This is a genomic window from Kitasatospora sp. NPDC087315 (assembly GCF_044744345.1).
GTDB lineage: Bacteria > Actinomycetota > Actinomycetes > Streptomycetales > Streptomycetaceae > Kitasatospora.
Genome location: NZ_JBIUYD010000020.1, coordinates 24,952 through 37,409, shown reverse-complemented (window position 1 = coordinate 37,409; position 12,458 = coordinate 24,952). Strand labels below are relative to the sequence as shown.

Annotated in this window: 7 protein-coding genes; 5 read left to right on the top strand and 2 right to left on the bottom strand. The window is 73.7% G+C overall.

Translation table 11 applies throughout. From position 1 onward, the window contains the following. Positions 1-27 precede the first annotated feature (27 nt). Both malQ and ACIO5D_RS26305 read left to right on the top strand, forming a co-directional pair. Positions 28-2,211: a 4-alpha-glucanotransferase gene (malQ, locus tag ACIO5D_RS26310; RefSeq protein ID WP_400798275.1), complete on the top strand. Its 2,184-nt coding sequence runs from the start codon at positions 28-30 to the stop codon at positions 2,209-2,211. 10 nt (positions 2,212-2,221) lie between these two features. After that, positions 2,222-2,452, top strand: a complete 231-nt coding sequence (locus ACIO5D_RS26305; RefSeq protein ID WP_363613439.1) for a hypothetical protein — start codon at positions 2,222-2,224, stop codon at positions 2,450-2,452. An 83-nt stretch (positions 2,453-2,535) separates the two neighbouring features. Here the strand turns inward: ACIO5D_RS26305 and pepN are convergent, their stop codons facing one another. After that, entirely contained in the window at positions 2,536-5,118 is a 2,583-nt protein-coding gene (pepN, locus tag ACIO5D_RS26300; protein WP_400798157.1) for an aminopeptidase N, read from the bottom strand. Positions 5,119-5,288: 170 nt separating this feature from the next. Continuing rightward, complete coding sequence (locus tag ACIO5D_RS26295) at positions 5,289-7,004, bottom strand: PQQ-binding-like beta-propeller repeat protein (protein ID WP_400798154.1); 1,716 nt, start codon at positions 7,002-7,004, stop codon at positions 5,289-5,291. Between the two features lie 380 nt (positions 7,005-7,384). Between ACIO5D_RS26295 and ACIO5D_RS26290 the strand changes: the two genes are divergently transcribed. The 3 genes from ACIO5D_RS26290 (at position 7,385) to ACIO5D_RS26280 (ending at position 12,388) form a co-directional block, all read left to right on the top strand. Next, positions 7,385-8,587, top strand: a complete 1,203-nt coding sequence (locus ACIO5D_RS26290) for an ROK family transcriptional regulator (protein ID WP_363613445.1) — start codon at positions 7,385-7,387, stop codon at positions 8,585-8,587. Between the two features lie 214 nt (positions 8,588-8,801). Further along, positions 8,802-10,709, top strand: coding sequence for a 1-deoxy-D-xylulose-5-phosphate synthase (gene dxs, locus ACIO5D_RS26285; RefSeq protein ID WP_363613447.1), 1,908 nt, complete (start codon positions 8,802-8,804; stop codon positions 10,707-10,709). A 134-nt stretch (positions 10,710-10,843) separates the two neighbouring features. Next, the gene (locus ACIO5D_RS26280) at positions 10,844-12,388 is read left to right on the top strand and encodes an ArnT family glycosyltransferase (RefSeq protein ID WP_400655965.1); all 1,545 of its coding nucleotides are present in this window, start codon (positions 10,844-10,846) and stop codon (positions 12,386-12,388) included. The last annotated feature ends 70 nt before the right edge of the window (positions 12,389-12,458 follow it).

The window sequence follows — 12,458 nt, the reverse complement described above, 5'->3', positions numbered from 1 at the left end:
GACCGTAACGGAGCCGACAGCCTTGAGGTGCCGGCGCAGGACGCGCCGGCGCCTCCGGCCGAACTGGTGGCGCTGGCGCACGCGTACGGGGTGGACACGAGGTACAACCCGGGGAGCGGGGCCGTGCCGGTGGGGGCGCGGACGCTGGTGGCGGTGCTGGCCGCGCTCGGGGTGGAGGCGGGGACACCGGAGGCCGCCCGGGAGGCGCTGGAGCGTCACCGGTCGGCTCTGGCGGCCCGGTTGCTGCCGCCGTGCGTGGTGGTCCGGGCCGGCCGGCGCACCGCGCTGGACGTGCCGGCCGACGCGCGGCTGACCGTCGAGCTGGAGGACGGCGGCCGCTGGGAGCTGCCGCGCGGGCACTCGCACTGGCTGCCCGCCGACCTGCCGCTCGGGCGGCACACCCTCACGGCGGAGACCCCGGAGCGCAGCGGCCGGGCGCCGCTGATCGTCGCACCGGAGCGGCTGCCCCAGCTCCCCGGCCGCGGCTGGGGCTTCCTCGCCCAGCTGTACTCCGTGCTCTCCGACAGCTCCTGGGGCATGGGCGACCTCGGGGACCTCGTCGAGCTCGCCCAGTGGGCGGGCGGCCTCGGCGCGGGCTTCGTGCAGATCAACCCGCTGCACGCCGCCCTGCCCGCCGTCCCCTCCGACCCCTCCCCGTACCGCCCCTCCTCCCGCCGCTTCGCCGACCCGGTGCACCTGCGGATCGAGGCGGTGCCCGAGTACGGCTATCTGACGGGCGAGCGGCGCGCCGAGGCGGAGGAGCTGGGCCGGCGCGCGGCGCGGCTGCGGGCCGAGGTGCTGAGCCACGACGGGCTGATCGACCGGGACGCCGTCTGGGCGCTGAAGCGCGAGGCCCTGCAACTGCTGTACCAGGTGCCGCGCGGCGTGGGACGGGAGGCGGCCTTCCAGGCGTACCAGGCCCGTGAGGGCGAGTGGCTGCGACGCCACGCGCTCTGGAACGCCCTCGCCGAGGTGCACGGCGCCGACTGGCACGGCTGGCCGAAGGACCTGCGCCACCCGGACGGCCCGCAGACCGCCCGCGCCGCCGAGGAGCTGGCGGACCGGGCCGAGTTCCACCGCTGGCTCGCCTGGCAGGTGGGCCAGCAGCTCGCCCACGCCCAGCGGGCCGCCGAGACCGCCGGGATGCCCGTCGGCCTGATCCACGACCTGGCGGTCGGCGCGCACCCGGACGGCGCCGACGCCTGGGTGCTCCAGGACGTGCTGGCCGGCGGCATCTCGGTCGGCGCACCGCCGGACGCGTTCAACGCCCACGGCCAGGACTGGGGCCTGCCGCCCTGGCGCCCGGACGCGCTCGCCGCGGCCGGCTACGCCCCGTACGCCGAGCTGCTGCGCGCCGCCGCCCGGCACGCCGGGGCGATCCGGGTCGACCACGTCATGGGCCTGTTCCGGCTCTGGTGGGTGCCGGCCGGGCACGCGCCGACCGAGGGCGCCTACGTCCGCTACGACGCCGAGGCGATGCTCGGGGTGCTCGCCCTGGAGGCGCACCGGGCCGGTACCGCCGTGATCGGCGAGGATCTGGGCACGGTGGAGCCGGGGGTGCGGGAGGAGCTGGCGGCGCGCGGCATCCTCGGCACGTCCGTCCTCTGGTTCGAGCGGGACTGGCAGGCCAAGGGGGAGATCCTGCCCCCCGAACGCTGGCGGCCGGGCAGCCTGGCCACCCTGACCACCCATGACCTGCCGAGCACCGCGGCCCGGCTCTCCGGCGAGCACGTCGAACTGCGGCACCGGCTCGGCCTGCTGGCCCGCGCGCTCGGCGAGGAGCAGGCCGAGGCGGCGGCGGAGCTGGCCGACTGGCGGGCGGAACTGCTCCGGCTGGGCCTGCTGGCCGAGGGCGAGCCGCTCTCCGCGCAGGCGCTGTACCGCTTCCTGGCGGCCACCCCGGCCGGGCTGGTCGGCGTCTGGCTGCCGGACCTGGTGGGCGATCCGCGCCCGCAGAACCTGCCCGGCACCTGGGACCAGTACCCCAACTGGCGGTTGCCGGTCGCCGACGCCGAGGGCCACCCGGTGACGCTGGACGCCCTGGCCGCGGTACCGGCCGCCCGGGCCCTGCCCGATCTCCTGCGCGCCGGGCCGCAGCCGCAGCCGTCCCCGCCGGGCGGCCCCGGTACCCCAGCCCCCGCCGACCCAGCCCCCGCCGACCCGGTCCGAAAGGCCGACCCCGCCGAGCGCGCCCGCGTAAACGACGGGTAAGTTGGGCGACGTGGACAAGAGGAACGCTTTGCGAGCCGGCGCGGTCTCCGCAACGGTCACGCTGATGATGCTGCTGTCGTCGCCCGCCATGGCCCTCACCCGGGACGACGGCGACGACCCGGGTAGCGGCCTGAGCGTCGCCCAGACCCTCGGCCTGTACGTGCTGGCCCCGATCGCGGCCTTCGTGATCATCGCCGCCCTGGCCGGCCTGCCGTACGGCGGCAAGGCCAAGAAGAAGTAGCCCGAGGGCCCGCCACAGGACCCGTACAGACCCCGAAGGGGCGCCGGACCAGGTCCGGCGCCCCTTCGGGCGTTCCCGCGGGATCAGCTCCGGGCGCCCGCCGCCCGGTCGGCCGCCTGGGCCTTCAGCGCGCGCTCCACACCGGCCCGCGCCTCGACGACCTGCCGGCGCAGCGCCGGGGCCGGTTCGGCCGAGGCCAGCCACGCGTCGGTGGCGTCCAGGGTGGCCTGCTCGACCTGGAGCGCCGGGTACAGGCCGACGACGATCTGCTGCGAGATCTCGTGGCTGCGGGTCTCCCAGACGCCCTTGACGGCCGCGAAGTACTTCGCGGTGTAGGGGGCGAGCAGCTCGCGCTGGTCGGCCTGCTGGAAGCCGGCGATCACCGCGTCCTGGACGTAGTTGGTGAGCGTGTCCGACTCCACCACGGAGGCCCAGGCCGCGGCCTTGGCCTCGGCGGTCGGCCGGGCGGCCCGGCAGCTGGCGGCGTGCTCCTGGCCGGCCGCGGTGTTGTCGCGGGCCAGCTCGGCCTCGACCGCCGCGTCGTCGGCGCGGCCGGTGGCGGCCAGCCGGGCGAGCAGCGTCCAGCGCAGCTCGGTGTCCACGGCCAGGCCCTTCAGCTCGACCGAGCCGTCCAGCAGCCCGGCGAGCAGACCGAGCTGCCCGTCGGTGCGGGCGACGCCGGCCAGCGTGCGGGCCCAGGCCAGCTGGTGGTCGCTGCCGGGCTCGGCGGCGCGCAGCCGCTCCTCGGCGGCCTCGGCCCAGCGGGCCAGACCCTGCTCGCGCCAGGCCGGGTCGGCGTAGGCGTCGAGGGCCAGCTTGACCTGACGGTGCACCGACTGGACGACGCCGATGTCGGACTCCCGCTCCAGGCCGGAGAGCGCCAGCGCGAGGTAGTCGCGGGCGGCCAGCTCGCCGTCGCGGGTCATGTCCCAGGCGGAGGCCCAGCACAGGGCGCGCGGCAGCGAGTCGGCGAAACCGCCGAGGTGCTCGGTGACGACGGCCAGCGAGTCCTCGTCGAGGCGGACCTTGGCGTAGGAGAGGTCGTCGTCGTTGAGCAGGATGACGGCCGGGCGGTGGCGGCCGACCAGCTCCGGGACGTCGGTGCGCGGGCCGTCGACGTCCAGCTCGATCCGGTCGGTGCGCACCAGCGCGCCGTCGGCCAGCTCGTAGAGGCCGATGGCGATCCGGTGCGGGCGCAGCACGGCCTCGCCGCGGGCGCCGGCCGGCAGCGCGGGGGCCTCCTGAAGGACGGTGAAGGTCTCGATCGCGCCGTCGCCGTCGAGGGTGAGCTCCGGGCGCAGCACGTTGATCCCGGCGGTCTCCAGCCAGGCCTTGGACCAGGCCTTGAGGTCGCGCCCGCTGGTCTCCTCCAGCGCGCCGAGCAGGTCGCTCAGGCGGGTGTTGCCCCAGGCGTGCCGCTTGAAGTACGCCTGCACGCCCTGGAAGAAGGCGTCCTGGCCGACGTACGCCACCAGCTGCTTGAGCACCGAGGCGCCCTTGGCGTAGGTGATGCCGTCGAAGTTGACCATGACGTCTTCGAGATCGTTGATCTCGGCCATGATCGGGTGGGTGGACGGCAGCTGGTCCTGCCGGTACGCCCAGGTCTTCATCTGGTTGGCGAAGGTGGTCCAGGAGTGCGGCCACTTGGAGCCGGGGGCCTCGGCCTGGCAGACGGCCTCGGCGAAGGTCGCGAACGACTCGTTCAGCCAGAGGTCGTTCCACCACTCCATGGTGACGAGGTCGCCGAACCACATGTGGGCCAGCTCGTGCAGGATCGTCGCGGCCCGCTGCTCGTACGCGGCGTCGGTCACCTTGGAACGGAACACGTACTGGTCGCGCAGGGTGACGGCGCCCGCGTTCTCCATCGCGCCGGCGTTGAACTCCGGGACGAAGAGCTGGTCGTACTTGGCGAACGGGTACGGGTAGTCGAACTTCTCCTGGAAGTAGTCGAAGCCCTGCTTGGTGACCGCGAAGATCGCCTCGGCGTCCAGGAACTCGCGCAGCGAGGGCCGGCAGTAGACGCCCAGCGGCACCTTCTGGTCGCCGTTCTCGTAGCTGTCGAAGACACCGACGTACGGGCCGGCGACGAGCGCGGTGATGTAGGTGGAGATCCGGCCGGTCGGCTCGAACGTCCAGACCTGGGTGTCGCCCTCGCCGGTCGGGACCGGGGTGGGGGAGTTGGAGACCACGACCCAGCCCCGGGGGGCGGTCACCCGGAAGGTGAACGCGGCCTTGAGGTCGGGCTGTTCGAAGGAGGCGAAGACGCGGCGGGCGTCCGGCACCTCGAACTGGGTGTACAGGTAGGTCTCGCCGTCGACCGGGTCGACGAACCGGTGCAGGCCCTCACCGGTGTTGGTGTAGGCGCAGTCGGCGACCACCCGCAGCTCGTTCTCGGCGGCGAGGCCGGGCAGCGCGATCCGGCTGTCGGCGAAGTTCGCGGTGTCGATCCGCTCGCCGTTGAGCGTGATCTCCTCGACGCTCGGTGCCACCAGGTCGATGAAGGTGGCCGCGCCGGGGGTGCTCGCGGTGAACCGGACCACGGTGGTGGACCGGAAGGTGCCTCCTTCGCGGGCCGAGCTCAGGTCGAGCTCGATGTCGTACGCGTCCACGTGCAGGAGGTCGGCCCGGGTGCGGGCCTCCTCACGGGTCAGGTTGGTGCCGGGCACTCGCAGGACTCCTTCGTCAGGCTGATGCTTCGCATCCTCCCATGCCCAACGCGCGGGGCCGGCGAATAATCGCGGGCGGGGCGGAGCAGGCCGTTCGGCCCGTCCCGCCCCGCCCGCGACGGGGGGTCAGCGCATCTCGCGCCGACCGCATTTCCCGGGGTGGCGGTGCCTCACTTCTTGGCGTACTTGAAGACCGGCGCGTCCGAGCCGCCGCTGCGGGCGAAGCCGACGAGCGAGCCGTCCGGCTGGATCACGTACTCCGTGCTGCTGGAGATGGTGTAGGTGCCCTTCGGCGCCGCGAGGTCGCCGAGTTCGCTCACCGAGCCGTCGGTGGGTGCGAGCGTGACCAGCTTGGCGTCCTTGTTGTAGCCCATGTCCAGCACCGCGCGGACCCGGCCGTCCTTGTCGGTGCCGGAGACCAGCCGGATGCCCTGGTTGGTGCCGCCGGTGGAGGACCAGAGCCGCTTGCCGGTGGTCAGGTCGTACGCGTTGATGGTCGGCTTGGTGCCGTTGACCTGCGCGTACAGCGTGGTGCCGCTGATCACGTTCTGGGTGAACGCCTCGTGCTCGCCGGAGAGCCGCAGGCTGTCCGAACCGGCTTCCTTGACCGGCAGCTTGGCCATCGGCTTGTTGCTCTTGTCGAACGGCAGCACGTAGTCGCCGCTGGTGTTGTTGGTGATCAGCAGCACCAGGGGCGAGGACGAGAGGGCCTTGTCGACGTGTTCCAGGTCGTCCAGCGGGAGCGCGCCGCTGGTGGCCTTGCCGGTCTCCGCGTCCACGATCTGGAGCTGCGCCGTGGTGTTGGAGCCCTGGTAGCAGCGGTCGCTGATCGCGATCTGGTTGCCGGCCGCCCTGCTGTAGACGGAACAGTTCTTCTCGCGCGGCTGGTACTGCCAGACCGGCGAGCCGTCGGTGATGCTGACCGCGCCGATGGCGGTGCCGGCGATCACGACGGTCTTGTCGGTGATGCTCAGGGTCGGCCCGGAGAGCCGGTCGGTGGTCACCTTGGTCGACCAGAGCAGCTTGCCGCTGGTGAGGTCCACCGTGCCGACCGTGGAGCAGTCGCTGTCACCGGTGTTGAGCGACACCGCGACCACGTGCTTGGAGTTCACCCCGTGCGAGACGGTGCAGAACTCCTTCGCGCCGGCCGGCGGCGCGATGGTCCACGCCTCCTTGCCGTCGGAGGCGTTGACGGCCCGGATGCCGGTGGTGTCCGCGCGGACGAGGACCTTGTCGGTGCCCCAGGCCCCGAGGACCTGGGAGCCGCTGCCGGCGTTGGCGGGCTTGGCGGCGTTCCAGGCGAGGTTGTAGGCGCCCGCCTTGCCGCCGCCGGTGCCGCCACTGGCGCTGGCGCTCGGGGAGTTCGAGGTGGTCGGGTCGTCGGTGGTCCCGCCGGTGACGCTGCCGCCGGTGACGGTGCCCCCGGTGCTCGCCACGGGGTCGTGCTTGGGGTCGTCGGTGAGGAGCACGACCAGGCCGGCCACGATGGCGATCGCCAGCACGCCGCCGATGATCCCGCCCCAGAGCATCACCGGGTTGCGCTGCTTCGGCGCGGGCGGCACCGGCACGCCCTGGTAGCCGTACCCGGCCTGCTGCGGGTACCCGTAGCCGTTGGCCGGTGGCGGGGCGGGGTAGCCGTACGGCTGGCCGGCGACGGGCGCCTGGTACGGCGGAGCCGGGTCGTACGGGCCGACCGGTGCGCCCGGCGGGGGCGGCGGCGCGCTCTGCGCGGGGAACGCGGCCGCGGTGGGCGCGTAGGCGTACTCGCTGCCCGGAGCCGGAGCCGGAGCCGGCGGCGGCCCGGGCGGCGGTGGTGTGCCGGGCGCGGCCGGTGCGACCCGGCCCGGGACCGGCGCCCCGTCGACATGTGTCCTCTGGTCCGCCACGGCGGCCGGGTCCACGCCGCCGGGCGTGCGCCCGAGTGAGACGCCCCGGTTGCCCTGCGCACCGCCGCCGGACGAATCGCCTGTCCCCGGTATCGGGTGATCCCCTGCCATCTGCTGCCCCGTCATGTCTGGAAGCGCCCCCCGGCCGGTTCACATCCGGGGCCGGTGGGGCGGGTGAGATTGGGCACCATCGTACGGGTGGGCTTTCCCGGGCCCTCCTCAGGAGCCCCCGGACCCCTGCGCGACGGCCCCGGACCGCACCGGCCGCCGCCGTCCGGTCCCGCCCCGGACCGCACCCCCGGGCCGCTCCGCGCCGTAGGCTTCAGGAGTTGAAGGGGACGCCCGGCGGAGGGGTTCCCTCGCCGTTGGGAGGGTCGATCATGTCGACGGACACACCGGGCTCGCAGTCCTCGCTGCACCGGGCGAACCTGGACCGGGTGCTGCGGGCGGTACGGATGGCCGGCTCGCTGACCCAGGCGGAGATCGCCCGCGGCACCGGCCTCTCGGCGGCCACCGTGTCCAACATCGTCCGGGAGCTGAAGGAGGGCGGCACCGTCGTGGTCGCCGACACCTCCTCCGGCGGCCGCCGCGCCCGCAGCGTCTCGCTCAGCGGCGACGCGGGGATCGTGGTGGGCATCGATTTCGGCCACACCCATCTCCGGGTCGCCGTCGGCAACCTGGCGCACCGGGTGCTCGCCGAGGAGAGCGCGCCGATCGACGTCGACGTCTCCGCCGAGCAGGGCTTCGACCGCGCCGAGGCGCTGGTCGAGCGGCTGCTCCAGCAGGCCGGTTTCCGCCCCGACAAGGTGATCGGCGTCGGCCTCGGCGTGCCCGGCCCGATCGACGTGGAGACCGGCGCCCTCGGCTCCACCGCGATCCTGCCCGGCTGGACCGGCATCGCCCCCGGCCGGGAGCTGGCCGAGCGGCTCGGCATGCCGGTGCACGTGGACAACGACGCCAACCTCGGCGCGCTCGGCGAGCTGGTCTGGGGCGCCGGCCGCGGGGTGAGCGACCTCGCCTACATCAAGGTGGCCAGCGGCGTCGGCGCCGGTCTGGTCGTCAACGGCCAGCTCTACCGCGGCCCGGGCGGCACCGCCGGTGAGATCGGGCACATCACCCTGGACGAGGCCGGCCCGGTCTGCCGCTGCGGCAACCGGGGCTGCCTGGAGACCTTCGTCGGCTCCCGCTACCTGCTCGGCCTGCTCACCCCCACCCTCGGCACCGGGCTCACCCTGCCCCGGGTGGTCGAGCTGGCCCACCACGGCGACCTCGGCTGCCGCCGGGTGATCGCCGACGCCGGCCGGCAGATCGGCAGCGGCGTCGCCACCCTCTGCAACCTGCTCAACCCCCGCCGGGTCATCCTCGGCGGAGACCTCGCCGAGGCCGGTGAGCTGGTGCTCGGCCCGATCCGGGACTCGGTGGCCCGGTACGCCATCCCCAGCGCCGCCCGTCAGCTCTCGGTGGTCCCCGGCACCCTGGGCGGCCGGGCCGAGGTGCTCGGCGCGCTCGCCCTGGTGATGAGCGAGATGGACGAGTCGGGCGCCGTCGGCCGCCCGGTCCCGGCGTCCGTCGCCCGGCCCTGAGCGGGGCGCGGCCCCGGCCGGATCCGGGTGCGGGCCGCACCCCGGCGGCCGGCGGTAACCGGCCGGTGGCACCGGGCGCGCCGCTCGGTGTCCGGGAGGCGGACATTAGACTCGACCGGTCGGCACCGACCGAGACCGTCGGAGCGCGCCGGCACACCGGGCAGCGACGCCCGTCGGACCCCCGCGGTCCGCAACTTTGAACGAGGAGGAACGGGTGGCCCTGCTGACCCGCATTCGGGGACCGCGCGATCTCGACCGGCTCACGCCCGGACAGCTGGCCGCACTGGCCCAGGAGATCCGGACCTTCCTGGTGACGGAGGTCTCCAAGACGGGCGGCCACCTCGGGCCCAACCTCGGCGTGGTGGAGCTGACCATCGCGCTGCACCGGGTCTTCGACTCCCCGCGCGACCGCATCCTCTTCGACACCGGCCACCAGAGCTACGTCCACAAGCTGCTCACCGGCCGCCAGGACTTCTCCCGGCTGCGGATGAAGGACGGCCTCTCCGGCTACCCCTCCCGCGCCGAGTCCGAGCACGACGTGATCGAGAACTCGCACGCCTCCACCGTGCTCTCGTACGCCGACGGTCTCGCCAAGGCCAACCAGATCCAGGGGCACCAGGACCGCCCGGTCGTCGCCGTCATCGGCGACGGCGCGCTCACCGGCGGGATGGCCTGGGAGGCGCTCAACAACATCGCCGACGCCAAGGACCGTCCGCTCGTCATCGTCGTCAACGACAACGAGCGCTCCTACTCGCCGACCATCGGCGGCATGGCCAACCACCTGGCCACGCTGCGCACCACCCAGGGCTACGAGCGCTTCCTCTCCTGGGGCAAGGACGCGCTGCAGCGCACCCCCGTGGTCGGCCAGCAGCTGTTCGAGACCCTGCACGGCGCCAAGAAGGGCCTGAAGGACTTCATCGCCCCGCAGGGCATGTTCGAGGACCTCGGCCTCAAGTACATCGGCCCGATCGACGGCCACGACCTCACCGCCCTGGAGTCCGCGCTGACCAAGGCGCGCGGTTTCGGCGGCCCGGTGATCGTGCACTGCCTCACCGAGAAGGGGCGCGGCTACCACGCCGCCGAGAACAACGACGAGGACCGCTTCCACGCGGTCGGCGTGATCCACCCGGAGACCGGTCTGCCGATCAAGAGCTCCGGCAAGGACTGGACGTCGGTCTTCGGCGAGGAGATGGTCGCGCTCGGCCACGAGCGCGAGGACATCGTCGGCATCACCGCGGCGATGCTCCACCCGGTGGGCCTGGCGCCGTTCGCCAAGGCCTTCCCGGAGCGCATCTTCGACGTCGGCATCGCCGAGCAGCACGCCGTCACCAGTGCCGCCGGTATGGCCACCAACGGCCTGCACCCGGTCTTCGCGGTCTACGCGACCTTCCTCAACCGGGCCTTCGACCAGGTCCTGATGGACGTCGCCCTGCACAAGCTGGGCGTCACCTTCGTGCTGGACCGCTCCGGCGTCACCGGCACCGACGGCGCCTCGCACAACGGCATGTGGGACATGTCGATCCTGCAGGTCGTCCCCGGCCTGCGGCTGGCCGCCCCGCGTGACGCCGACCAGCTCCGCGCCCAGCTGCGCGAGGCCGTCCAGGTCGGGGACGCCCCGACCGTGGTCCGCTACTCCAAGGGCACGGTCGGCCCGGCCGTCGCCGCGGTCGGCCGGGTCGGCGGCATGGACGTGCTGCGCGCGGCCGAGGCCCCGGCCGGCGACCGCCGTGCCGACGTGCTGATCGTCTCGGTCGGCGCGATGGCCCCCACCAGCCTGGAGGTGGCCGACCTGCTGGCCGCCCAGGGCATCACCGCCACCGTGGTGGACCCGCGCTGGGTCAAGCCGGTGGACGCCGCCCTGCCCGGCCTGGCGGCCGAGCACCGGGTGGTCGTCACGATCGAGGACAACGGTCGGGTCGGCGGTGTGGGCGCGGCCGTGGCGCAGGCGCTGCGCGACGCCGAGGTGGATGTGCCGGTGCGTGACTTCGGCATCCCGCAGCAGTTCCTGGACCACGCCTCGCGGGCCGAGATCCTCGCCGAGATCGGCCTCAACGCCCCGGACATCGCCCGCCGGGTCACCGCGCTGGTCTCCCGGCTGGACGTGGCCCCCGTCGAGGCCTGACCGGGGCCCGGGCCGTCCCACGGACGGCCGACCGACGCAACTCTGTAACAGTTCGTCACAGGCAAGGCTGATAATCGCACCGAAAGGCGGGACCGGCGCTGCCCGCGCCGATCCCGCCCGGTAGGTTGTCACTCGTGCCGACGACCCCCACCCACCCACGCCTCGCCGGCCCGGCCCAGCGCCTGCCCATGGCGGCCTTCCTGGCCGACCGCTGGGCGGGCGTCCGTACGGGTTACTGGACGAGGCTGGTGCCGGTGCTGGCCCTGGTCGCGCTCGTCACCCACATCCCCTCCTTCGTCCGGCCGGTCTGGAGCCCCGACGAGGGCTTCCTGGCCACCCAGGCGCGGATGCTCTCCGACGGCGGGGTGCTGTACGACACCGTCGTGGACCGCAAGCCGCCGCTGCTGCCCTGGCTCTACCAGGCCTGCTTCACCGTCTTCGGCTCCGCCTCGCTCTGGCCGCTGCGCACCCTGGCCGTGGTCGCCCACCTGGTCACCGCGATCCTGCTGGCCTCGATCGCCCGCGGCCGCTGGGGCAACCGGGCCGGCGCCGGGGCGGGCCTGCTCTACCTGCTGGTCTCCATCGGGCTCTCCCCGGAGGACACCCAGGCGGCCACCTTCGAGGTCTTCATGCTGCCCGCCATGGTGGCCGCCTTCCGGTACGCCGAGCGGCGCCGCTGGCTGGCCGCGGGCATCGCGGTGGCGCTCTGTTCGCTGACCAAGCAGACCGGCGGCGCCGTGATGCTGCCGGTGCTCTGGATGCTGTTCCAGGACGCCCGCCGGCGCGGGGTGCGCTGGCTGCCCGCCCTGTTCAAGATCGGTTTCGGGTTCACGCTGCCGATAGCGCTGGTCGCGGTGATCCTCACCAAGCCCAAGGGCTTCCTGTTCTGGGTGGTCACCGGCAGCGGCGACTACGCCTCCTTCGGCGGTGCCTGGCTCCAGATGACCGGCCGGGCGCTGGGCAACTCCGCGATCCTGGTCGGGGCCGGCCTGGGCTTCCTGCTGCCGGTCGGGCGCCGGCTCTGGCTGAAGTACCGCCACCGCCCGCTGCCCGTCGCGGGGGAGGAGCACGGTTCCACCACCGACCTCTGGGTCTGGCTGCTCTCCTCGGCCGTCGCGGTCAGTGTCGGCTTCCACTTCTTCGGCCACTACTACCTGCAGCTGATGCCCCCGCTGGTGCTGCTGGGCACCGGCGCGGTCGCCACCTCGGCGGTCCGCTGGCGGCCGGTCCTGGTGTACACCACGGCCGTCGCGACGGTGTTCTGGGGCCTGGCGCTGGCCTGGCCGGGGGAGCGGCTCGACCGGACCACGGAGGTCGCCACCGCCGTCGCCGCGCAGACCACGCCGAAGGACACCGTGCTGGTCTGGGGCATGCACCCGGAGCTGTACTGGCTGGCCGACCGCAAGCCGGCCACCCGCTACCTGACGGCGGGCTTCCTGACGAACTACAGCGGCGGCAAGGACGGCAACCCGAACGTCGGCGAACAGTTCAGCGTCAGCAACGCCTGGCAGACCTTCGACCAGGAGATCGCCAAGAGCCTGCCCGAGGTCGTGGTGGACGACTCCGGCCTCGCCCCGTACCAGCCCGGGCTGGTGCCGAAGATCGAGAACCTGCTGGACACCCACTACGAGATGGTCGGCGTCTTCGCCGACACCGTGGTCTACCGCCTCAAGCGCTGAGCCCCGGGCCCGGCACACGAGCAGGAGCCCCGGTGACCTCCACGGTCACCGGGGCTCCTGCGGGTCCGGC